Origin of the sequence: Streptomyces sp. NBC_01314 (genome assembly GCF_041435215.1) — a bacterium.
Classification (GTDB): Bacteria; Actinomycetota; Actinomycetes; order Streptomycetales; family Streptomycetaceae; genus Streptomyces.
Map to the genome: position 1 here is coordinate 8,721,838 of NZ_CP108394.1, position 21,544 is coordinate 8,743,381.

General features: G+C 72.2%; 22 protein-coding genes and 1 pseudogene. 11 read left to right on the forward strand and 12 right to left on the reverse strand.

The window, feature by feature from the left end:
* Positions 1-4: 4 nt before the first annotated feature.
* The gene (locus OG622_RS38335) at positions 5-733 is read right to left on the reverse strand and encodes a nucleopolyhedrovirus P10 family protein (protein WP_371581213.1); all 729 of its coding nucleotides are present in this window, start codon (positions 731-733) and stop codon (positions 5-7) included.
* 87 nt (positions 734-820) lie between these two features.
* Here OG622_RS38335 and OG622_RS38340 point away from each other — a divergent pair, with 87 nt between their 5' ends.
* From OG622_RS38340 to amaP, 5 genes are read left to right on the forward strand one after another with little or no spacing between them, the layout of a single operon-like run.
* Complete coding sequence (locus OG622_RS38340; protein WP_371581214.1) at positions 821-1,306, forward strand: Asp23/Gls24 family envelope stress response protein; 486 nt, start codon at positions 821-823, stop codon at positions 1,304-1,306.
* 59 nt (positions 1,307-1,365) lie between these two features.
* Entirely contained in the window at positions 1,366-1,551 is a 186-nt protein-coding gene (locus OG622_RS38345; protein ID WP_371581215.1) for a hypothetical protein, read from the forward strand.
* On the forward strand, positions 1,548-1,922 hold the full coding sequence (locus OG622_RS38350) for a hypothetical protein (RefSeq protein WP_371581216.1): 375 nt from the start codon (positions 1,548-1,550) through the stop codon (positions 1,920-1,922). Before OG622_RS38345 ends, OG622_RS38350 begins: the two co-directional genes overlap by 4 nt.
* The gene (locus OG622_RS38355; protein ID WP_371581217.1) at positions 1,919-2,638 is read left to right on the forward strand and encodes a DUF6286 domain-containing protein; all 720 of its coding nucleotides are present in this window, start codon (positions 1,919-1,921) and stop codon (positions 2,636-2,638) included. The genes OG622_RS38350 and OG622_RS38355 overlap by 4 nt, the downstream gene beginning before the upstream one ends.
* Positions 2,639-2,644: 6 nt before the next feature.
* Positions 2,645-3,223 (forward strand): alkaline shock response membrane anchor protein AmaP, encoded by a 579-nt coding sequence (amaP, locus tag OG622_RS38360; protein WP_371581218.1) that lies wholly within the window; start codon positions 2,645-2,647, stop codon positions 3,221-3,223.
* A gap of 34 nt (positions 3,224-3,257) precedes the next feature.
* On the opposite strand, the gene OG622_RS38365 is transcribed toward amaP, so the two are convergent.
* From OG622_RS38365 to OG622_RS38385, 5 genes are all read right to left on the reverse strand, one after another.
* Positions 3,258-4,013 (reverse strand): SDR family oxidoreductase, encoded by a 756-nt coding sequence (locus OG622_RS38365; RefSeq protein WP_371581219.1) that lies wholly within the window; start codon positions 4,011-4,013, stop codon positions 3,258-3,260.
* Positions 4,014-4,018: 5 nt separating this feature from the next.
* Positions 4,019-5,821 (reverse strand): glycoside hydrolase family 15 protein, encoded by a 1,803-nt coding sequence (locus OG622_RS38370; RefSeq protein ID WP_371581220.1) that lies wholly within the window; start codon positions 5,819-5,821, stop codon positions 4,019-4,021.
* A gap of 84 nt (positions 5,822-5,905) precedes the next feature.
* On the reverse strand, positions 5,906-6,199 hold the full coding sequence (locus OG622_RS38375) for a hypothetical protein (protein WP_371581221.1): 294 nt from the start codon (positions 6,197-6,199) through the stop codon (positions 5,906-5,908).
* Positions 6,196-6,918 (reverse strand): SigE family RNA polymerase sigma factor, encoded by a 723-nt coding sequence (locus tag OG622_RS38380; RefSeq protein WP_371581222.1) that lies wholly within the window; start codon positions 6,916-6,918, stop codon positions 6,196-6,198. Before OG622_RS38380 ends, OG622_RS38375 begins: the two co-directional genes overlap by 4 nt.
* Positions 6,915-8,471 carry a sodium:solute symporter gene (locus OG622_RS38385; protein WP_371581223.1) on the reverse strand — a complete coding sequence of 519 codons (1,557 nt, stop codon included), beginning with the start codon at positions 8,469-8,471 and terminating at the stop codon, positions 6,915-6,917. The genes OG622_RS38380 and OG622_RS38385 overlap by 4 nt, the downstream gene beginning before the upstream one ends.
* A 185-nt stretch (positions 8,472-8,656) precedes the next feature.
* On the opposite strand from OG622_RS38385, the gene OG622_RS38390 reads away from it, so the two are divergent.
* The 4 genes from OG622_RS38390 (at position 8,657) to OG622_RS38405 (ending at position 12,581) form a co-directional block, all read left to right on the forward strand.
* Entirely contained in the window at positions 8,657-8,914 is a 258-nt protein-coding gene (locus OG622_RS38390; RefSeq protein ID WP_371581224.1) for a DUF3311 domain-containing protein, read from the forward strand.
* 85 nt (positions 8,915-8,999) lie between these two features.
* Complete coding sequence (locus tag OG622_RS38395; protein WP_371581225.1) at positions 9,000-11,165, forward strand: carbon starvation CstA family protein; 2,166 nt, start codon at positions 9,000-9,002, stop codon at positions 11,163-11,165.
* Entirely contained in the window at positions 11,162-11,359 is a 198-nt protein-coding gene (locus tag OG622_RS38400; protein ID WP_371581226.1) for a YbdD/YjiX family protein, read from the forward strand. The genes OG622_RS38395 and OG622_RS38400 overlap by 4 nt, the downstream gene beginning before the upstream one ends.
* Before the next feature lie 262 nt (positions 11,360-11,621).
* Complete coding sequence (locus OG622_RS38405) at positions 11,622-12,581, forward strand: hypothetical protein (protein WP_371581227.1); 960 nt, start codon at positions 11,622-11,624, stop codon at positions 12,579-12,581.
* A 42-nt stretch (positions 12,582-12,623) separates the two neighbouring features.
* Here the strand turns inward: OG622_RS38405 and OG622_RS38410 are convergent, their stop codons facing one another.
* From OG622_RS38410 to OG622_RS38420, 3 genes are all read right to left on the reverse strand, one after another.
* A complete protein-coding gene (locus OG622_RS38410) occupies positions 12,624-13,496 on the reverse strand; it encodes an SURF1 family protein (protein ID WP_371581228.1) in 873 nt (290 codons plus the stop codon).
* 111 nt (positions 13,497-13,607) lie between these two features.
* Positions 13,608-13,841 (reverse strand): hypothetical protein, encoded by a 234-nt coding sequence (locus OG622_RS38415; RefSeq protein ID WP_078531414.1) that lies wholly within the window; start codon positions 13,839-13,841, stop codon positions 13,608-13,610.
* A 105-nt stretch (positions 13,842-13,946) separates the two neighbouring features.
* Complete coding sequence (locus OG622_RS38420) at positions 13,947-14,942, reverse strand: DEDDh family exonuclease (protein ID WP_371581229.1); 996 nt, start codon at positions 14,940-14,942, stop codon at positions 13,947-13,949.
* 299 nt (positions 14,943-15,241) lie between these two features.
* Here OG622_RS38420 and OG622_RS38425 point away from each other — a divergent pair, with 299 nt between their 5' ends.
* Together OG622_RS38425 and OG622_RS38430 are read left to right on the forward strand one after the other, a co-directional pair.
* Positions 15,242-16,135, forward strand: a complete 894-nt coding sequence (locus tag OG622_RS38425) for a sterol desaturase family protein (RefSeq protein ID WP_371581230.1) — start codon at positions 15,242-15,244, stop codon at positions 16,133-16,135.
* On the forward strand, positions 16,132-16,836 hold the full coding sequence (locus OG622_RS38430) for a lysoplasmalogenase (RefSeq protein WP_371581231.1): 705 nt from the start codon (positions 16,132-16,134) through the stop codon (positions 16,834-16,836). Before OG622_RS38425 ends, OG622_RS38430 begins: the two co-directional genes overlap by 4 nt.
* A 133-nt stretch (positions 16,837-16,969) precedes the next feature.
* Here the strand turns inward: OG622_RS38430 and OG622_RS38435 are convergent.
* The 3 genes and pseudogenes from OG622_RS38435 to OG622_RS38445 form a co-directional block, all read right to left on the reverse strand.
* Positions 16,970-18,021 (reverse strand): annotated as a pseudogene (locus OG622_RS38435) (CopD family protein).
* A gap of 121 nt (positions 18,022-18,142) precedes the next feature.
* Positions 18,143-19,525 (reverse strand): CoA transferase, encoded by a 1,383-nt coding sequence (locus OG622_RS38440; protein ID WP_371581232.1) that lies wholly within the window; start codon positions 19,523-19,525, stop codon positions 18,143-18,145.
* Positions 19,526-19,645: 120 nt separating this feature from the next.
* A complete protein-coding gene (locus OG622_RS38445; RefSeq protein WP_371581233.1) occupies positions 19,646-21,181 on the reverse strand; it encodes a S8 family serine peptidase in 1,536 nt (511 codons plus the stop codon).
* Positions 21,182-21,544: the final 363 nt, after the last annotated feature.

Here is a 21,544-nt window from a genome sequence, read left to right on the forward strand (position 1 = left end):
GAGGTCAGACGACGGCGGCCGGCCCTGTCACCGCTGTGATGAGTACCGCCACCGACGGATGATCGGGCAGGGCGTCGCTCACCGCTGTTCGCACCTCGCGTGCCAGATCCAGGGCTCGTCTTTCCTCCGTCACCGCCAGTTCCACGAGGATGTGGCGGCGGGGGAGGGCGGGCCCGGTCGCGACGTGGCCCCCGAAGGCGGTGGTGAGACGGGTGACGCCGGGGACCGACAGGGCCGCGGCGGCCACGCGGGAGACCTCGTCGTCGCTGGTGGGTGGGGTGGTCGGGGCGGTGGGCGGCGGTTCGGGGGCCGGGTGGACCGTCTGCTCGTCGCCTTCCAGCAGATGCGTCACCCGGAGATCCACCTCTTCCACCCTCAGGCCCAGGCGTTCCCTGGCCGTGGTGGACAGGACGGTACGCAGCCGGGCGGCCATCGCCGGGAAGGGCTCGACGGTCGGGCCCGCCGCGACCGCGAAGTCGGCCGTGACACGGAGCGGGCCGGGCGGGAGCGCACTCGGGGGCGGTGGCACGCCGGCGTCGTGCTCGCCGGAGCCGGTCAGTGAGATGCGGAGCGCACCGAGGCGGAGCCCTCGCAACGCGGCGGCCTCGCGGCGCAGCACTGTTTCGGCAGCTCTCTCCGTGATCCACGCGCCGTCGTGCGGGCTGCCCAGGGGGAGCACACGGCCGAACCCGAGCTGCCGGCGTACCGCCTTCGTCCAACCGTCCGACGTCATTCCTCCAGCCTGCCGTATCCCCGGCGCGCGGCGCCGCAACCGCGCTTACTGTGGGCTTGAGGGGGACGACCGGAAGGGACGTGCGGCATGACTGACGTGACGGAGCGGAACCGGACGGAAGGGCCCGACACTGCCAAGGAGCCGACGCAGGTCGGGCGGAGGGCCACCCGGCGCGGCGGCGGTGATCCGGCGGGCCGGGGGCGTACGACCATCGCCGACGGCGTCGTCGAGAAGATCGCCGGGCTCGCCGCGCGGGAAGTGATGGGTGTGCATGCCATGGGCAGCGGGCTGTCACGGACCCTCGGGGCCGTGCGGGACCGGGTCCCCGGCGGGGCCAAGTCCGTGACCCGGGGTGTGAAGGTCGAGGTCGGCGAGGTGCAGACCGCGCTGGACCTGGAGATCGTCGTCGACTACGGCGTGTCCATCAGCGACGTGGCCCGTGACGTGCGCGAGAACGTCGTCGCGGCCGTCGAGCGGATGACCGGTCTGGAGGTCGTCGAGGTCAACATCGCGGTCAGCGACGTGAAGCTGCCGGACGAGGAGGACGAGGAGCCGGAGTCCCGGCTGCAGTGAGCGGAGCCCTCGGCTCCGATGGAACGCGACAGGAGTCATTGAGTCCCTAGGAGCGCAGGATGAGCTTGGCCGTGAGCGGCATGATCGCCGGGATGGCGCTGGGCTTCGCCGGGTACTTCGGCGGATTCGGCGCCTTTCTGCTGGTGGCCGCGCTGGGCGCCGTCGGCTTCGTCGTCGGCCGGTTCCTGGAGGGGGACCTGGAGCTGGGCGACTTCTTCCGCCCGCGTGACGACCGACGCCGGTGAACCCGGTGGACAGCGGCAGCCCCACGCGGGGGAACGCCGTTCCGTCCGGTGAGCGCGGGGCGACCCGGATCGCCGACCGGGTGGTCGCGAAGATCGCCGCGCAGGCGGCGCGCGAGGCGCTGGTGGCGCCGCCGCGGGACTCCGCGCCCCCTTCCGCCACGGTCGTCGTGCTGCGCGAGACCGCGCGCGTCCGCGTCAGTCTTGGGCTCCCTTACCCCTCGGACATCGGTGGCCAATGCGCTGCGGTGCGTCGTCATGTCGCCGAGCGGGTAGGGACTTTGGCGGGAATGCACGTGTCGGAGGTGGCCGTTCAGGTGGAACGGCTGCACCTGGCGCACGCACACGACGTGGCACAGGGGAGGACGCGGTGAGCGAACCCCAGCGCTCCGATGGCGGCACGCGACGACTACCCGTCATCGAGAAGGCCGACGACGCGACAGCCGACGACGCGACAGCCGACGGCACGGCGGCCGACCGCGAGCCGGACCAGTCGGCGTCCGCCGCCGCCTACGACCCGTTGCCCGCCCTCGACGGTGAGAACGGCAGGGAGAAGCGCTTCTGGTCCGCGCGCAGAACTCCCGCGGGCATCCTCGCGGTGCTGCTTCTCGCGGGCGCGGGCCTCCTCCTGTACGACGTCGCCGCCGTCCGCGCCGACCGGCCCGCCATGGAGTGGCGCCGTTCGCTGGCCCGGCAGCTCGCCGAGCGACCCCTCGACGACACCTGGGTGCTCGTCGGCGCCGGCGTCGCCGTACTCCTCGGCCTCTGGCTGATCCTGCTGGCCGCGACCCCCGGGCTCCGTGACGTCCTGCCGATGCGGCGCGTCCACCCCCGGGTACGGGCCGGGCTGCACCGGGGCGCCGCCGCGCTGGCCCTGCGAGACCGGGCCATGGAGGTGTCCGGCGTGCGGTCCGTACGGGTCCGGGCGGGCCGGAAGCGGGTCGACGTCCGCGCGGTGTCCCACTTCAGGGAACTCGACGAGGTACGGGCCGACCTGGACGTCACGCTCGCCGACGGCATCCGAGGACTGGGCCTGTCCCGGCCGCCCGCCCTGTATGTGCATGTCCGCCGGCCCGGCCGGAAGGGGTGAGACGCGATGCTGAGGACCGTCAACAGGGTGCTGCTCGGATTCGTCGGGCTGGTGCTGGTCGTGGTCGGCGGCGCCGTCCTCGCCGTCGGGCTCGGCGTGGACCCGCCGTCGTGGTGGCCGCACGACGGCCGGAACGACGTGCTGCTCAGCGACGCCGACCGGACGCGATGGCGCGACTCCGGCTGGTGGTGGCCCGGCGTCATCGCCGTGCTCGCCGTGCTCGTCCTGCTCGCCCTGTGGTGGCTGACCGCGGTCCTGCGCCGCCACCGCCTCGCCGAGGTACTCGTCGACACCGGCGACGGCGAGGGCGCACTGCTGCGAGGGCGGGCGCTGGAGGGCGTACTCACCACCGAGGCGGCCGAGGCGGACGGCGTCGAACGGGCCCACACCCGCCTGACCGGCCGCCGCAACGCACCCGAGGCCCGGGTCCGCCTCCTCCTCCAGCCCCACGTGAACCCGGGCGACGCCCTCAACACCCTGACGACGGAGGCACTGGCTCACGCCAGGGATTCGGCGGGACTGGCCGCGCTACCGGCGGAGGTCAGACTGCAGGGAGCCAAACACCGTGCGGAGAGGGTGAGTTGACAGCCGGCCCCGCCCCGACCCGGCACACCGACCGTCAGAACCCGTGCCGCATACCGCCGTCCACGGGCAGCATGACCCCCGTCAGATAGGACGCGGCCGGAGACATCAGGAACGCCCCCGCACGCCCGAACTCCTCCGGCCGCCCGTACCGCCGCAAGGGAATCCGCGACTCGTGCGCCGTCCGGGTCGCCTCCGGATCCGCCGACATCCCGTCCAGCTCACGCACCCGATCGGTGTCGATACGGGCCGGGAGGAGACCCACGACCCGGATTCCCCGCGGCCCCAGCTCGTCGGAGAGTGACTTGGCGAACCCGGCCAGCCCCGGCCGCAGTCCGTTCGAGATGGTCAGCCCCGGAATCGGCTCGTGCACGGACCCCGACAGCACGAACCCGATGACGCCACCCTCACCGAGTTCCTCGGCCGCGGCCCGCGCCAGACGGACCGCCCCCAGGAAAACCGACTCGAACGCGGCGGTCCACTGCTCGTCCGTGTTGTCGGCGACGAAGCCCGGCGCCGGCCCGCCCACGCTGACCAGGATGCCGTCGAAGCCCCCGAAGTACTCACGGGCGGCGGCGATCAGCCGCCCGGCGGCCTCCGGGTCGGCGTTGTCCACGGCGACCCCCACCGCGTTCGCCCCGAGCGCGGCCGCCGCCGCACCCGCGCTCTCCTCCTCGCGGCCCGTGACGACCACCTTCGCGCCGTCGGCGACGAGTTCCCGCGCGACCGCGTTGCCCAGTCCGCGGGTCGCCCCGGTGACGATGTAGACACGGTCCTTCAGCCCAAGATCCATGGCCCCTATCCTGCCTCCTCGCCGCCGAAGAGGGCGAGGGCGGTGCCCACGAGACCGACATGGCTGAACGCCTGCGGGAAGTTCCCGAGCTGTCGGCCCGCGACGGGGTCGTACTCCTCCGCCAGCAGCCCCACGTCGTTGGCCAGCCCCACCAGCCGTTCGAACAGCTCGCGCGCCTCGGCCGTACGGCCGGTCAGACGCAGGGCGTCCGCCAGCCAGAACGAGCAGACGAGGAAGGTGCCCTCGCCGCCCGGCAGCCCGTCGACGGAGGTGGCCGCGGCCGTGAGGTGGTCGGCGCTGTAGCGGCGGACGAGCCCCTCGTGGCTCAGCTCCTCGCGGATCGCGTCGACCGTGCCGATGACCCGGGGGTCGTCCGGCGGGAGGAAGCCCATGAGAGGGATGAGCAGCAGCGCGGCGTCGAGTTCGCGGGAGCCGTACGACTGCGTGAAGGTGTTGCGGTCGGCGTCGTAGCCCCGTTCGCAGACCTCGCGGTGGATCTCGTCGCGCATGGCCCGCCAGCCGTCGAGGTCGCCGCCGGTCAGCTCCGGGTCGTCCTCCAGGGTGCGGACGGCCCGGTCGGCGGCGACCCAGCACATCACCTTGGAGTGCGTGAAGTGGCGGCGCGGTCCGCGCACCTCCCACAGCCCCTCGTCGGGCTTCCGCCAGGCCGACCGCAGATACTCCATCAGCGCGCACTGCATCGGCCACATGTCCGGCTTGTCGGGCAGGCCCGAACGCCGGGACACGAACAGGGAGTCGACGACCTCGCCGTAGACGTCCAGCTGCAACTGCCGCACGGCCTCGTTGCCGACGCGGACCGGGCGTGAGTCCTCGTAGCCGGACAGCCAGGGCAGGTCGTACTCGGGGATGCGGCGCTCACCGGCCAGGCCGTACATGATCTGCAGGTCGGCCGGGTCGCCCGCGACCGCGCGGAGCAGCCAGTCGCGCCAGGCCTCGGCCTCCTCCTGGTAGCCGCAGGACAGCAGGGCGCCGAGGGTGAGGGTGGAGTCGCGCAGCCAGCAGTGCCGGTAGTCCCAGTTGCGGACGCCGCCGATCTCCTCGGGGAGAGAGGTGGTGGTGGCCGCGACGATGCCGCCGGTCGGGGCGTAGGTCAGGGCTTTGAGGGTGATCAGGGAGCGGACCACGGTGTCCCGGTGCGGGCCGTCGTAGCGGCAGCGCGCCGCCCAGGCCCGCCAGTCGTGGAGGCTCGACCGCAGCGACTCGTACGGGTCGACGAGCCGGGGACGTGGTTCGTGGGACGGGTGCCAGGTCAGTACGAAGGCGATCTTCTCGCCCGGCTCCACCGTGAACTCCGCGTACGTGGCCCGGTCCTCGCTCCACGACCGCACCCCGGGTTCGCTGCGCAGCCACACCGAGTCCGGACCGGCGACCGCCACGCGGTGACCGTCGGACCTGCGCATCCACGGCACGACCGAGCCGTAGTCGAAGCGCAGGCGCAGGGTGCTGCGCACGGTCACCCGGCCGGACAGGCCCTCCACGATCCGTACGACATCGGGGGCGCGGTCGCGCTGCGGCATCAGGTCGGTCACCCGTACCGCTCCCTCGTCCGTCTCCCACTCGGTGTCGAGGACGAGTGAGTCGTGCCGGTACGCCCGCCGCGTGCAGGCCCCGCCCCCTCTGGGCGCGATCGTCCAGTGTCCGTTCTCCTCGTCGCCGAGCAGCGCGGCGAAGCACGCGGCCGAGTCGAACCGGGGCAGGCAGAGCCAGTCGATGGAACCGTGGCTGCTCACCAGCGCGGCGGTCTGGTGATCGCCGATCAGGGCGTAGTCCTCGATGTGGGGGTGCACGGGGAACGGGTGCCCGGAGCCGGGGGTGATCAGTCCAAGGGGATCCGGGGCCCGCGGCCGGGCACGGCGACGGCACCCCCTCCGTCAGCCCGGCCCCGTTCCCGCCGTCGTCCCTCCCACCCCCGAGAAGATCACCCCGGAGCCGGACGGGGCCTGGTTGAGGACCCAGAGGCCGAGCAGGGTGGCGAGGGTGAAGACGAGGAGGACGAGGACGGCCAGGACGAGGCGACGGCGGCGTTCGCGGCGGAGCCAGTCGCCGCGGGCCGAGCGGTAGGCGTCGGGGGCGGCGTGGACCCCGCCCGCCAGCGCGGCGAGCGCCTCGGCCAGGTCCCGCTCGGTGCGGTCCTGACCCGTGTCGTTGCCGGTGGTGTCGTTCATCGCCGGGCCTCCATCGCCTGGGTCAGGGCGGCGAGGCCGCGTGCGGTGTGGGTCTTGACCGAGCCGCAGGAGATACCCATCGCGGCCGCGATCTCGCTCTCCTTCAGCCCGAGCCAGTGGCGCAGCACGAGCGCCTCCCGCTGCCGGGCGGGCAGCCGCTGGAGCGCGACGATCAGTGTTCGCTGGTCGTCGTGGAGCAGCGCGGTGCTCTCGGCGGAGGCGACCGGCTCCTCCGCCGCCGGGGCCTCCACATGCTTACGGGCGACCTGGAGGTGCCGTATCCGCATCCGGGTGAGGTTGCAGACCGTGGAGCGCAGATACGCCTCCGCCGCCTCGGCGTCCCGCAGGCGCCGCCACTTGCGGTAGATCTGGTAGTACGCCTCGGCCACCACGTTCTCGGGGTCGTCGGCGCCCAGCAGCACCGCGAGCCGCAGCATCGAGGAGTAGTGCAGCTCGAACAGCCGGGCGACACCCACCTCACGCTCCACGTCGGAGGGATCACCGAGGGCGCCCGGCGGCAGGGCGGGGTTCGAAACCAGCGCGGGATCGGAGACCAGCGCGGGGTTGGAGACCAGCGCCGGATCGGAGACCAGCGCGGGGCTGGAGACCGGTGGCTCGGCGGCGGCCGGAGCCGGTATCCGGCCCACGGGCCCGGCGGCGGTCACGGGTGTCGCAGCCGCCGGGGGCACTGGCACACGCATGTGCTGTCTGCGTCTCACGGGTTGCTCGCTCCCGTCTCGGGGCGCCGCCTGACGGTCAGGCGGGACGGTAGGTCGGTCGCGTCGGCGCCACGCGGGACACCGAGCCGTTCGAGGACCGTGGTGCCGAGGACGGCGACGGTCAGGTTGAGCAGGAGGGCGAGCAGGCCGGCGTAGATCTCCAGCGAGCCGCCGCCCAGGAGCACGATCGAAGAGAACCCCTCGCGCACCACCAGGAAGGTGCCGGTCACCATGCCGACGCCCCACCCGGCCAGCAGCGCCCGGGGATGCAGCCGCCCGGTGAACAGGCCGATCGCCACCGCCGGGAAGATCTGCAGGATCCACACCCCGCCGAGGAGCTGGAGGTTGATGGCGTCCTGGTCGCGCAGCCCGAACACGAACGCCACCGCCCCCACCTTCGCGGTCAGCGACACCACCTTGGCGATGCGCACCTGGCGCTTGGGCGTGGCGGTGGGCTGGAAGTACTCGACATACACATTGCGGACGAAGCCGGTGGCGGCCGCGATCGACATCACCGCCGCCGGGACCAGCGCGCCCACGGTGATCGCGCCGAACACCAGTCCGGCCAGCGGCCCCGGCATCAGCCGGTCCACCAGCATCGGCACGGCCGCCTCGGCACCGCCCTCGGGCGCCCGCACCCCGGACGCGAGCGCCGCCACGCCGAGGAATCCGAAGAGTGCCAGGAGACCCGTCCAGGCGGGCAGCGCGACCGCGACCTTGCGGACCGTACGCGGCCCGTCGGCGGCGAATCCGGCGGTGAGGACGTGCGGGTACATCAGCAGGGCCAGCGCCGAGCCGAGCGCGAGAGTGGCGTAGGCGGGCTGCTGCTCGGGGGAGAGGAGCAGTGCGGACTGCTCGACACTCGTGCCACCGAGGCGGCGGGCCGCTCCTTCGAACACCGCGCCCGGACCGCCGAACCGGTCGAGGACCAGCCAGCACACGGCGGTCAGCGACACGAAGACGGCCACCGCCTTCAGCGCCGAGATCACGGCGGGCGCCCGCAGGCCGTGCCGGTACGTCGCCACCGCGAGCCCCGCGAACAGCGCGACCATCACGAGGTCACCGGCCGCGCCCTTCGGGTACAGGCCGCCGGCCGTCAGCACCGCCCTTATGCCGAGCAGCTGCAACGCCAGATACGGCATCGTCGCGAGGATCCCGGTCAGCGCCACCACCAGGGCGAGCGGCGCCGAACCGTACCGCCCGCGCACGAAGTCCCCGGCCGTCATGTACCCGTGCCGCCGGGCCACCTCCCACAGCCGGGTCAGCAGGACGAAGGCCAGGGGACAGACGATCACCGTGTACGGCACCGCGAAGAAGGCGGGCGCCCCGTTGCCGTACGCCAGTCCGGGCACGGCGGTGAAGGTGTACGCGGTGAAGATCGTGCCGCCGAGCAGCAGCCAGGTCCACACCGGGCCGAGGCCGCGGTCCGCCAGCGCCCAGCCCTCCAGTGAGGGCAGCCGGTCGGTGGGGCGCAGCCGGCGCGCGGTGACGGCGAGCAGCGACGCTCCGCCGATCACGGCGAGGAACGTCGCGGTCATGGCAGCGTCCGCCACGGGTCACCGTCCTTGGTGTGCCTGAGCCCCCGGGTGTACCTGGGCCCTCGCGTGTTGGTTGCGTGGGTGGCCGGTTCGGAGGACACGGATCGGCGGGAAATCTTCTGGAAATTCGCTGTCAACCGGATCCGGCGGGTGGGCAACTCTTGCACAGACCCACAGCGATCGGGAGAGGAGCACAGCTCATGGCACACAACGGTCACCAGCGGCTACGGCGCGTCGCGATCGCCGTACTGCTCCTCGCCCCCGCCGCGGGACTGCTCTGGGTCCCCTGGTACGCCGGTGCGGAGCCACGGCTCGCGGGCACGCCGTTCTTCTACTGGTACCAGCTCGCCTGGGTCCCGGGATGCGGCCTCTGCCTGCTCGCCGCGTACGCGCTGACGGACCGCCATCGCCCGGACGGACACCGCTCGGACGGACGGCGCTCCGACCGGCATCGCTGAGCCGCACTCTCCCGCCATCCCCCGCACGCTCCCGCCGTCTCCCCGCTTCTCTCCGCCGCACCATCCGTTGAATTCAGGAGCCGCCATGTCCATATCAGCCATGCCCGAAACCGGTCCCGGCCCCGATCCCGAGGCGCCGGAGGGGTCCCGGATGTCACCCAAGTCGATCGCGCTCTGGATCACCGTCGGCCTCGTCGGCGCGATCGGCTGGGCCGTGCTGGCCCTGTCCCGGGGCGAGGAGATCTCGGCCGTCTGGCTGCTCATGGCGGCCCTCGGCTCGTACGCGATCGGCTACCGCTTCTACTCGCGGTTCATCGTCCGCCGGGTCCTCCAGGTCGACGACACCCGGGCCACGCCGGCCGAACGACTTGAGGACGGCGTCGACTACCACCCCACCGACAAGCGGGTGTTGTTCGGCCACCACTTCGCGGCCATCGCCGGCGCCGGCCCCCTGGTCGGACCGGTGCTGTCGGCCCAGATGGGCTATCTGCCGGGCACCATCTGGATCATCGCGGGTGTGATCTTCGCCGGTGCGGTCCAGGACATGATCGTCCTCTTCCTCTCCATGCGCCGGGACGGCAAGAGCCTCGGCCAGATGGCCCGCGACGAGATCGGCAAGGTGGGGGGTGCCGCCGCGCTGATCGGCGTCTTCGCCATCATGATCATTCTGCTCGCGGTTCTCGCGATGGTCGTAGTCAACGCCCTCGCCGAGTCCGCCTGGGGCACCTTCTCGGTCACGATGACCATCCCGATCGCCCTCTTCATGGGCTTCTACCTGCGCTATCTGCGCCCCGGCCGAGTCGTGGAGACCAGCTTCATCGGGGTGGCCCTGCTGCTGCTCGCCATCCTCGGCGGCGGCTGGATCCAGGACTCCTCGCTCGCCGAGTACTTCGTCTGGAGCCCCGAGACCCTGGTCTTCTGCCTGGTCGGCTACGGCTTCGTCGCCTCCGTACTCCCCGTGTGGATGCTGCTGGCCCCGCGCGACTACCTCTCCACCTTCATGAAGGTCGGCACCATCGCCCTGATGGCCGTCGGTGTCGTGATCGCCGCCCCGAACCTCCGCGCCGAGTCGGTCACCGAGTTCGCCCACACGGGCGCCGGACCGGTCTTCGCCGGTTCCCTCTTCCCCTTCCTCTTCATCACCATCGCCTGCGGCGCCCTGTCCGGTTTCCACGCCCTGGTCTCCTCCGGCACCACGCCGAAGCTGATCCAGAAGGAGTCCCAGGTCCGGCTGATCGGCTACGGCTCCATGCTCACGGAGTCCTTCGTCGCCGTGATGGCCCTGATCGCCGCGTGCGTGCTGGAGCCGGGCCTCTTCTACGCCATGAACTCCCCGGCCGCACTGCTCGGACCGACCGTCGACACCGCCGCCGAGGCGGTCAAGAACCTCGGCTTCACCATCACCCCGGAACAGCTCACCGCGGCGGCCAAGGCCGTCGAGGAGGAGACCCTGGTCGGCCGCTCCGGCGGTGCGCCCACCCTGGCCGTGGGCATGTCGGAGATCTTCGCCGGAGTCTTCGGCGGCGCCGGGATGAAGGCCTTCTGGTACCACTTCGCGATCATGTTCGAGGCCCTGTTCATCCTCACCACGGTGGACGCCGGCACCCGCGTCGGCCGCTTCATGCTCCAGGACATGCTCGGCAACGTGTGGAAGCCGATCGGCCGCGTCACCTGGAAGCCGGGCATCTGGATCACCAGCGCCATCGTCGTCGGCGCCTGGGGCTACTTCCTGTACGCCGGTGTCACCGACCCCCTGGGCGGCATCAAGCAGCTGTTCCCGCTGTTCGGCATCGCCAACCAGCTGCTCGCCGCGGTCGCCCTCGCCGTCACCACCACCGTGCTCATCAAGACCGGCAAACTGCGCTGGGCCTGGGTCACCGGCATCCCGCTGGCCTGGGACGTGGCCGTCACCTACACCGCCGGCTGGCAGAAGATCTTCTCGGACAACCCCGCGATCGGCTTCTTCGCCCTGCGGGACAAGTACGCGGCCGCCATCGACAAGGGTGACCTCCTGCCGGGGGCCACCACCATGGACGACATGCACACGATCGTCATCAACAACACGGTCGACGGCGTGATCATGGCGATCTTCCTGATCCTGGTCCTCACGGTCCTGGTCAACTGCGCCATGGTGTGCGTCCGCGCCGTACGCTCCCCGGTCCCGCTGCCGTCGACCGAGGCTCCGTACGTCGAGTCGCGCATCGACGCGGCGGAGCGGGGCGAGGACGAACTGGTGGGGGCCCGCCGGTGACCGCCCGCACCGCCCGGCACTGGGTACGCACCGTCCGCTGGTACCTGCGGGAGCTGACCGGAGAGGCGGAGTACGACCGCTACTGCGACCGGCACCGCCGCCACCATCCGAAGGCGCCGCTACCGACCCGGCGGGAGTACGACGTCTGGCGAACCCTGCGCAGAGAGGAACACCCGGAGGGCCGCTGCTGCTGAGGCCACGACGCGAGGACACACACAGCACCGCCGCCACCCACTCAGCGGCCCTCAGCTGCGGGAAGCCCCGCAGCTGGGGCGGTTGCCCACCCACCCGCGCACAGCTGCGGGCAGTCGTGCCGCTGGGGCGGCACGGGTGGGCGCAGCGGCACCCGGCGAGCGCCGGTGAGTGAAACCCACCCCCGCCCAGCCACAGCCGCCGGGCGCCTGGCAACCCCACGGCGCCCACCCCCGGCCACCCCCGACCCGACCGGATCCAGAGATGCTGAGACGCCGACCCTCCCTGCTGATCCGCCCCGAACTCGACGACGACCCCCTGCACACGACCCTGACCGAACTCCGCCCCGCCCAACAGCTGCACGGCCTGGGCGCGGGCCGCACCCGACCCCCGTGGGAAGCGGTGGCCGACCTGCTGAGGGCCACGGGCCGGGACTGGGACCGCCGGGCGCACCGCCTCGCCGTCCTGGCCGAACGCCTCCCCGCCGCCGTCCCGCAGCGCTGGACCGCCGACCGCCCGGGAGACGGCGACGCCCTCACCCTGCACGCCTTCGTCGCGTCGAACCGCGCCCCCGCCACCGACCACGACGCCGTCCGCCGCGCCGAACACTCCTGCCTCCGCGCCGCCGAGGCCTGCCCCGAGGACCCCACCCCCTGGCTGGCGCTGCTGTCCCTGATGTACGCCTGTGCCGTGCCGGTCAAGGACGCCGTCCCCGCGTGGACCGAGGCCGTCAACCGGGCCCCCTGGCTCCGGACGTCCTACCACCGGCTGTTGCGCTACCTGTCGCCACGCGGACACGGGACGGTCCCCGACATGATGGACTTCGCCTGGCAGGCCGCCGCCCGCGCACCGCACGGATCACCGCTCGCCCTGCTCCCGGTGGCGGCCCGCGTCGAACTCATGGCCCACCGCCAGGGGGCGACACCCTTGGGCGTTCTCGGCTCGGGCGGCGGAAACTGGAACGAGCCCCGATCCGTCCACGAGATCGACCTGGCCCTCAAGAGCTGGTTCGACGTCGGCACCGCACTCCACGCCGAAGGCGTCACCGACCTTAACATCCTCGCGTTCGCCCTGACCCGCGCCCACCGCCCCGCGGAGGCGGCCCCCGTCTTCCAGCGCCTCGGCCGCCACATGACACGCCATCCGTGGGACCTGCTGCCCGAGCCGGAGCGCACGTTCGCGTACTGGCGGGAGAGCGCGACCGGTCGCCGTGGCCGGACATGAGGCCGAACCCCCTCCCGACCCCGATTCCGGCTCCGACCCTGACTACGCCGGTGCGGGCGCCGTCTCCTCCGCCTCTGCCTCCGCACCGGCCTCCGCCTCCGCACCGGCCTCCGCCTCCGCACCGGCCTCCGCCTCCGCACCGGCCTCCGCCTCCGCACCGGCCGCGGCCTCCGTGCGGTCGCGGCGCTCCCGGCGGACGAGGATGACGTAGCCGATGGGAACGCCGAGGGCGAAGAGCCACCACTGCAGGGCATAGGCGTAGTTCAGCGCGGCGTTCTCGTCTCCGGGGCTGCCGAGCTGTTCCGGGGTGGCGCCCTTGGGCTCGGGCGCCGTCTGCGCGAGATAGCCGCCGAGCACCTGGACGCCGAGGCGGTCCGCCTCCCGCTCACTGTCGATCAGCATGATCTGCCGGTCCGGCAGGCCCTTGAGATCCTTGATCCCGCTCGCCTCGGTCGTCTCGTCGGGCATCAGCCGCCCGGTGACGGTGATCTCGCCGCCGGGCGGCGCGGGAATCCGGGGGAACGCCGTCTGGCTCGGGCCGTCCGCGGGGATCCAGCCCCGGTTGACGAGCAGCACCTTGCCGTCGTCGAGCACGAACGGGGTCAGGACATGGAAGCCGACCTCGTCGTCGGCGTTGACGCGCCGGCGGACGACGACCTCGTCGTCGGTGTCGAAGCGGCCCTTCGCGGTCACCGTGCGGTAGCGCTCGGCGCTGGTGACGGTGTGCTTGGGGGAGGTCAGCCGCTCCACGGGGACCGGCTGGGCGGCCAGCGCGTCGGCGACGAGCTGATTGCGCGCGCTGCGCTCCTCATAGCGGTGTATCTGCCAAATACCCAGCCTGACCATGGTCGGGATCAGGACGAGGGAGAGCAGCGTGAGGATCACCCACTGCCGGGACAACAGGAAGCGGTACACCCCACGACCGTACAACTCGGTCGTGGGGCGTGTTCGGGCGGGTGTGCGCTCGGACCTCGTGAGGCCCGGCCGTCCGGGGCTCTGCCGTCCGGGGCCCTGCCGAGGACGTGGTCAGACCTTGTCGACGATCCCCGCCTTCCCCTCGGCCCGCGCGCAGTGGGCGCCGCAGTACCAGTGGCCCTCGACCTCGACGCCCTGGCCGATGATCTGCACCCGGCAGTGCTCGCAGATGGGGGCCATGCGGTGGATCGCGCAGGAGAAGCAGTCGAAGACGTGCACCGCTCCCTGAGCGTGAATTTCGAAGGTCATTCCGTAGTCATTGCCGCAAACTTCGCATCTCGCCATGCGCCACAGGGTGGGCCGTCACCACCGTGCGGGCGAGCGGGCGGCGGGCGAGTCGCGCGGCAATCACCCATCCGTACGGCCGCCTCCGCGGGCCTTACCCGCCACTCACTCGTCCGCGGGCTCGACATCGCGGAGCAACTGCCCGAAGGCCGCCTCGTCCACGACCGGCGTTCCGTACTGCCGGGCCTTGACGACCTTCGACGTGTTCGAGTCCGGGTCGTTGGTGACGAGCAGGCTGGTCACCCGGGAAAGGCTCGTCGCGACATGCAGCCCGGCCTCGATCGCACGGTCCTCCAGCAGGTCGCGTTCGATCGACGTGTCGCCGGAGAAGGCGACCCGCATGCCCTGCTTGAGCGGTGTGCCGTCTTCGTAACGCCCGGGGTTGGGATGGGGGCACGCGGGCCGCTTCCGTGACGGCCGCCAACTGGTGGGTCGATAGCTGCCGTAGCCGCCGGGGCCCGCCTGCTGTCCGATCCGGGGCGCGGCCGGGCTGTCCCGCCACTCGGTCAGCGGCCGGCACTCGTGCAGCGGCAGCCGTACACCGCTCGCGGCGGCGGCCCGCAGACTCGGCAGGAACGCCTCCGCCAGCACCCGCGCGTCGTCCAGCGCGTGGTGCGCCCGCTGCTGCACGACCCCGAAGTGCGCCGCCAGCGACTCCAGCTTGTGGTTCGGCAACGGCAGCCCCAGTTCCTTCGACAATGCGATCGTGCACAGCCGCTGCCGCACCGGCGCCTCGGTCTCCGCGCGCGCGTACTCCCGGGCGATCATCGACCAGTCGAACACCGCGTTGTGCGCGACGAGCACGCGGTCCGCGAGCCGCGACGAGAACTCCTCCGCGATCTCAGGGAAGAGCGGCGCCCCTTCGAGCACGTCACTCGTCAGTCCGTGGATCCACACCGGCCCCGGGTCGCGCTCCGGATTCACCAACGTGTACCAGTGGTCCTCGACCTCGCCCCGCGCGTCCAGTCTGTACACAGCCGCGGAGATTATCCGGTCGTCCCGGGCCAGTCCGGTCGTCTCCACGTCGACGACCGCGTACCCCTGTGGATACGCGGCCGGCCAAGGCGCTTGCGGCGCTGCGGTCGTGTGGTCTTCGAGCATGGTCCATGAGGATACGGGCCGGGACTGACAGCCTGTTACCCGATGCCGAGACGGTTCGGGGGAAGGGGGCGGCGCCGAGTGCTCGATCTGTGCCGGCCCGGGCGGTTCGGGTGGCAGGGCCGGCGCGGCACCGTACAACTCCGGGCGGGCACGCGACAGTCGCATCCGGCTGAGGCACGCAGGCCCCTTCGTGGCCTCCCGCATTGGTGGAGAACGCCAAGAAGCAAGCGCGTACCACTGGGAATACTTGTCAGTAACAACGTCTAGCCCCAGCCGACCAGCGGATCTACCGTGCCCACATGCCGAACCTGCCCGATGTCGTGCTGTGGTCGATACCCGCCTTCGTGCTGCTCACCGTGATCGAGGTGATCAGTGTCCGGATCCATCCGGACGACGATGCCGCGGGGTACGAGACGAAGGACGCCGCGACGAGCGTCGGCATGGGGCTCGGAAGTCTCGTCTTCGACTTCCTCTGGAAGATCCCGATCGTCGCGATCTACACGGCGATCTACGAGCTGACCCCGCTGCGCGTACCCGTCCTGTGGTGGACGGTCCCGCTGATGCTGCTCGCGCAGGACTTCTTCTACTACTGGTCGCACCGCGGCCACCACGTGATCCGGATCCTCTGGGCCTGCCACGTCGTCCACCACTCCAGCCGGAAGTTCAACCTGACGACCGCCCTGCGGCAACCCTGGACGACCTTGACCGTGTGGCCCTTCTACGTCCCGCTCATCGCCCTCGGCGTGCACCCGGCCGCGCTCGCCTTCTGTTCCTCCGCCAACCTCGTCTACCAGTTCTGGATCCACACCGAGCGGATCGGCAAGCTGCCCCGCGCGTTCGAGTTCGTGTTCAACACGCCGTCGCACCACCGGGTCCACCACGCCTCCCAGGGCGGCTACCTGGACCGCAACTTCGGCGGCATCCTCATCGTCTGGGACCGGCTCTTCGGGTCGTTCGTCGAGGAGACCGAGCGGCCGGTGTACGGGCTGACCAAGAACATCGGCACATACAACCCGCTGCGGGTCGCCACCCATGAGTACGTCTCCATCGCCAAGGACCTTCGGAAGGCGGGGAGTTGGGGAGAACGGGCGGGGCGGATCCTCCGCGGGCCCGGTTGGCAGCCCGCACAGTCGTCCGAGCGGGCCGCGGTGACCGACGAGGACACGGCCACCGTCACGGGGACCGTCGCGTGAGATGGGACAGGGCCTCTGTCCTCCTCGCCGCGTTCGGGGTCGCCGCCGTCGTCGACCTCGGGGCCCTCGCCCTCGGTTCCACTCCCGGGCACGTCGTCGCCAAGCCCCTGCTGATGCCGTTGCTCGCGGCCTATGCGTACACGCGCGGCGGGCCTCGACCGCTGGTCGCCGCCCTGCTGTTCGGCTGGGGCGGAGACGTGCTGCTCCTCTCCGACGTCGAGCCGGCCTTCCTCGCCGGGATGGGCTCCTTCGCGGTCGGGCACGTCTGCTACCTCGTGCTCTTCGGGAAGGTCCGGCGACCCGAGAAGGGGGCTCCACGCGCGCGTGGAGCCCGGAGCTCCCTCGCGTACGGCGTCGCGTACACCCTCGCCCTGGTCGCCGCCGTCGCGAGTCTGTGGCCCGGCCTGCCGGCGGAACTACGGCTGCCCGTCGCGGGATACAGCGCCCTGCTGACCGCGATGGCGTGGGCGGCCGGGCGGTCGGGGCTCGTCGCGGGGCTCGGCGGCGCCCTCTTCGTGGTGTCGGACATGCTCATCGCGACCGGCGTCGCCGAGTGGCCGCAACCGCCCCGCCCCGACCTGTGGATCATGCTCACCTATCTCGCGGCCCAGTACCTGCTGGTCCACGGGGTCCTCGGCACCCTCGGCACGCGGCCCGAACCCACCCCGGCGTACGGTGAGGCGTCCACGCACACGGTCTGAGCAGGCCGAACGGCTCGACCGCGCGAAGGTTCCGCCCCCACACGCGCACCAGCCATTCCCCCGAACGGCACGAGGGCGGAGGACGTCCCCGAGCCCGAGGCGCGGGAGCCCGTCGGCGCCGTCGTCCGGGCGCTCACCAGCGGATCGGTACCGGCAGTGCCGTCAGCAGCGCCGACACCGCGACGACCGCGCCCAGCACCGCCACCTCGGCGCGCGCGGGAGCGCAGACGTCGAGCCGGTCGTCGGCCGCGCGGCGCAACCGCAGCCGGGCCCGGAGGGCGAGGGCGGCGACGGCGGCCACGAGAAGCACCTTGGCGAGCAGGGCACGCCCGTACGCCGTCTCCGTCAGCTGGTCGAGGACCGTGCCCGGCGGCATCCGGCGCAGCGTGCTCCACACGCCGGTGGCGGTGACGGCGGCGAGCAGAACGGCGGCCACGCGCGCGTAGAGGCCCAACAGGGCGGTGCCCGTCTCCGTCGAGTGCCACGCGCGCGTGCGCAACGTCCGCAGGACATGGAGCAGTCCGCCCGCCCACAGTGCCGCGCACGCAGGGTCAGACCGGTGCCGGTGAGCGGGCTGTCCTCCGTGGTGGGGTGGGCGCGCAGCGCCTCCGCGACCACGATCGCGGCCAGGGGCAGCGTCTGGGCGGCCGGCCTGCGGGACAGCGCGAGCAGACCGGCCGCCGCGAAGGCGTTGACCTCCAGGAGCGCGAGTCTGCCGTCCCGGGTCGCGTAGAGGCCGCCCACGTCCATGTCGGCGGGGGAGTCGGGCACCAGATTGCCCGTGGCCACGACCGAGGCCAGCCCCAACGAGGCCACGAAACCGGCCCCCGCCGCCCACGGCGCCCAACCGCGCGGCGCCTCCCGGGGCGCGCCCGGCACCCGCCGCACCAGCCACGCCACGAACAGCTCACCCACCGGCACACACAACGCCGCAAGGAGCACCGCCCGCGACAGGGCGATTCCCCCGGCCCCGGGCGCCCCGGCCTCACCCGTACCGTCCAGCGTGGCCCGCGGCCCGAGCAGCGGGATCAGCGCGCCCACGGCCACCAGGACGAGCACGACGACGGCCCGGCCGGCCCCACCTCCGGGCCGACCCGTTCGCCGCCCGGCTCGTTGCCCGGAACTCCGCTCGGGCTCGTCCGCCCCCGTCCCCGTCGCCTCCGCGGTCCGTCTCGTCAGGCTCACCCCGAAAAGTTCACCAGTCGCACCAGAACTGGGCAAGTGGCAGGCAAGCGCCGGGAAACAACCGGCAGTTCGACATTCCACCCATACGTACGGTTCAGAGCTTCCGGTGACTCGACGTGCGTCAACCCCAACGCGCCTCGTCCGCTCCCCAGAGCCCCGGTGGCCGTGCCCAGTCACCCGGCCCGCCCTCGAAGGACACCGGTGGCAGGGCGTACCGCAGCCGCCCGAGTCGACTGTCCCGCTCGGCGAGCCACGCGTCCGGCCCGCCGGGAGCCTCGCCCTCGCCCGGGGCGCGCTCGATCCCGCCCGTCAGCCAAGCCGCCGTCCGCGCCAGCGACAGCCGGACGACCCTGCTGTACCCCTGCTCCGACTGCTCGGTGAGCGCCCTCAGTACGGCCGCCGCCAGCAGATACCCCGTCCCGTGGTCGAGCGCCTGCGCGGGCAGCGCGCCCGGTCGTTCCTCCGCACCCTCCGTCGCCGCGATGCCCGTCGCCACCTGCACCAGACTGTCGAACCCCCGCCGCCCGGCCCACGGCCCGTACGCGCCCCAGGCCGAGAGCTGCGCCACGACCAGCCCGGCCCGGCGGGCGACCAGCGCGTCCGGTGACAGCCCGAAGCGGTCGAGCGCGCCCGGGCGGTAGCCGGTGAGGACGACGTCCGCGGCGGCCAGCAGCTCCTCGAAGGCGCGCCGGTCGGCGGTGCGGCCCAGGTCGAGGATGGTCGACCGCTTCCCGAAACCGGTGTCGGCGTGCTGGTCGAGGATCTCGGGCATCCCGGGCGGGTCGACGCGCAGGACGTCCGCGCCCAGCAGGGCGAGCGTGCGGGTGGCGACCGGGCCCGCGATGACCCGGGTCAGGTCCAGAACACGCATCCCGGCGGCGGGCGACAGCGGCCCGCCCTCGATCGGGGCGGGCACGCACGCGTACGCCGTGTCCAGCCGTTCGTGCTCGACCAGCGGCCGCGCCGCCACCGCCCACGCCTGCTCGTGCGCCGCCCACTCCTCGGCCGTCCGCAGGGCGACCGCCAGGCCCCCAGCCGTGTACACGGCCTCCTCGGCCTCCAGGGCCGAACGCCCGGCGAGCGCCGCTCCTACGGCGGCGACCGGATCGGAAGAGGCCTCCGGCACCCCCAGCGCGGACAGCAACCGGCCCTGGTGGTGCGGGTAGTTGGCGTGCGTCCGCACCCACCCGTCCGCCGTCCGCCAGAAGCGCGACAGCGGCGCGAAGGAGACCGGCGCCCGCCCGTCGACCAGCAGATGCCGTTCACTCACGAAGGCGGTGCCGACCGCCCCGTCGTCCACCCGCACCCGTGGCACCTCCGCGAGCCCGGCCCGCCGCGCCCCCAACTCGGCCGCCGCCAGCGCGCACACCCCCACGCAGGCCCGCGCCAGCTCCCGTACCGGCAGTCGGGCGTCCAGCACCCCGTCCCGTACGACGGTCGAGACCCTCGGCAACAGCGCGGGATCGCCGCCCAGGGCCGCCCACGCGTGATTCATGTCTGTCATGACCCGCACTATGCAACGGAAACGGAAACGGAAACGGAAACGGAAACAGAAACAGAAACGGAACGGCTGGGCGGTGGTGTCACCGCCCAGCCGTTCCGCCTCGTGCGGTTGCTCGCAGGGTTACTTCTTGACGGCCTTGAGGGCGTTGACGATGCCGAACCCGTAGAAACCGTTCAGGTTCAGGTCGCCCTGGCACACCGCGTCCTGCGTGCCGTCGCCGTTCTGGTCGTACGACGTCGGGCAGGCGTGCTTGTCCGCCTCGGCCTTCAGCAGCCGCTGCAGCCGGCCCGGGTTGGCCCCCGGGTGCGTGGACTTCAGCAGCGCGGCGACACCGGCGGCGTGCGGCGACGCCATCGACGTGCCCTGCAGGAAGCCGTACGCGCCGTTCGGCATGGTGGACAGGATGCGGCCGTTCTTCGACGGCGTGTCCGGGAGCTGGTAGCGGGCGTCGCCACCCGGGGCCGCGATGTCGATGACGCCGTTGCCGTACGTGGAGTAGTACGACTTCTCGTTCTTCACGCCCGTCGCGCTCACCGTGACGACACCCGGCAGCTGGGTCGGCACGTCGAAGCACTCGCTCGGGTCGATGGTGCGCTCGACCGGCGTGGTGTCGTTGGGGCTGGAGGCGTCCGGGATCGCGTCGGAGGCGAGGTCGTGGTTGGAGTTGCCCGCCGACGCCAGGTTCAGCGTGCCCTCCTTCGTGGCGTACAGCTGGGCCCGGTTGACCGCGTCGACGATCGCCTTCTGGTCCGGGTCGTCCATGCAGTTGTAGAGCCACGGGTCGACGTAGTAGCTGTTGTTCGTGATCTCCACGCCGTGGTCGGCGGCGAACACGAACGCGCAGACGACGCTCTCCGCGTAGAAGAGGCCGCTGCTGCGGTCGGTCACGTTGATGCTGGAGACCTTCACGCCCGGCGCGACACCGGCGACACCGACGCCGTTGCGGGCTGCGGCTATCTCACCGGCGACATGCGTGCCGTGGTAGTCCGCCGCCGTGTACGGCCGCCAGGCGCCCTCGCTGGTGTCCGCGACACCGCCGTTGCAGTTGGCGGACTGGGAGGCGGAGAAGTTCGGCGCGAGGTCCGGGTGGGTGTCGTCGACGCCGGTGTCGATCACGGCGACGGTGACCTTCTTGCTGCCCGGGTTGATCTTCGCGGCCTTGTCGGCGCCGATCGCCCGCAGGTCCCACTGGTCGGCCTCGAGGGGCTCGGCGCCGGGGATGTCCGCCGAGGCGGCCTTCACCTTCGCGGCCTCCTTGGCCGTCAGGTAGTCGGCCGCGCCCACGTCCGTCGTACCGGCGGGCGTCAGCGGCGAGGTCCGGGTGGCACCGGCCGACTGCACACCACGCACGGCGCGGATCGTCGCACCGAAGCCCGGGTCGGTCGAGTGGACCACGATCACGCCGATCTCGGCGTACGTGATCACGATCTTGCCGCCGGCCTCGACTATCGCCTCCTGCACGGCGGCTATCGTGCGCTTGTTCGTCTTCGTGTTCACGACGTACGAGAGGTTCGGGCCCTCCGCCGCGGTCGCGGCGCTGGACTCCGCGACCGGGGCCGCCGAGGCGACACCCGGCAGGAAACCGAGCGAGGCGGTCAGCGACAGGACGACCGGCACCGCGAGAGCGAGCCGTCGTCTGGAGCGCAGATGAGCCATGGGATCTCCACATCATTTTCAAAGAAACCGGCCCGGGACGCACGGGTGCCTGGGCAGGTACATGACGTTGGTGGTGCAGCCCGAAGCTATCTCTGGTCGTCGTCGGCCAGCAATGACTTGATGGGCGGGAGGCCGAATCAGAGGGGTAACCCTCGAAGTCACCGCACGTCCGGGCCGCTTGCGCATCGGTTCCCGAAAGAAACGCGCACGGTTGAACCGGTCCTCGTGCGCCGCCGTGACGTTGTGCAGGGAGCCCGAGCACGATCGTGCACCCGTCACCGAAGGAACAGAGCCGACCCATGTCCGTACCCCGTCCGTCCCCCGATCCGACGGCGAAGCAGTCTCCGTCCGCCGTCGTGACGG

Bases quoted from the DNA above. Each gene is read 5' to 3' on its own strand.
- OG622_RS38395 (WP_371581225.1), top strand. From the start codon at position 9,000: ATGTCCATATCAGCCATGCCCGAAACCGGTCCCGGCCCCGATCCCGAG.
- OG622_RS38375 (WP_371581221.1), bottom strand. From the start codon at position 6,199: ATGAACGACACCACCGGCAACGACACGGGTCAGGACCGCACCGAGCGG.
- OG622_RS38405 (WP_371581227.1), top strand. From the start codon at position 11,622: ATGCTGAGACGCCGACCCTCCCTGCTGATCCGCCCCGAACTCGACGAC.
- OG622_RS38340 (WP_371581214.1), top strand. From the start codon at position 821: ATGACTGACGTGACGGAGCGGAACCGGACGGAAGGGCCCGACACTGCC.
- OG622_RS38415 (WP_078531414.1), bottom strand. From the start codon at position 13,841: ATGGCGAGATGCGAAGTTTGCGGCAATGACTACGGAATGACCTTCGAA.
- OG622_RS38445 (WP_371581233.1), bottom strand. From the start codon at position 21,181: ATGGCTCATCTGCGCTCCAGACGACGGCTCGCTCTCGCGGTGCCGGTC.
- OG622_RS38390 (WP_371581224.1), top strand. From the start codon at position 8,657: ATGGCACACAACGGTCACCAGCGGCTACGGCGCGTCGCGATCGCCGTA.
- OG622_RS38420 (WP_371581229.1), bottom strand. From the start codon at position 14,942: ATGCTCGAAGACCACACGACCGCAGCGCCGCAAGCGCCTTGGCCGGCC.
- OG622_RS38425 (WP_371581230.1), top strand. From the start codon at position 15,242: ATGCCGAACCTGCCCGATGTCGTGCTGTGGTCGATACCCGCCTTCGTG.
- amaP (WP_371581218.1), top strand. From the start codon at position 2,645: ATGCTGAGGACCGTCAACAGGGTGCTGCTCGGATTCGTCGGGCTGGTG.
- OG622_RS38335 (WP_371581213.1), bottom strand. From the start codon at position 733: ATGACGTCGGACGGTTGGACGAAGGCGGTACGCCGGCAGCTCGGGTTC.
- OG622_RS38365 (WP_371581219.1), bottom strand. From the start codon at position 4,013: ATGGATCTTGGGCTGAAGGACCGTGTCTACATCGTCACCGGGGCGACC.
- OG622_RS38440 (WP_371581232.1), bottom strand. From the start codon at position 19,525: ATGACAGACATGAATCACGCGTGGGCGGCCCTGGGCGGCGATCCCGCG.
- OG622_RS38345 (WP_371581215.1), top strand. From the start codon at position 1,366: ATGAGCTTGGCCGTGAGCGGCATGATCGCCGGGATGGCGCTGGGCTTC.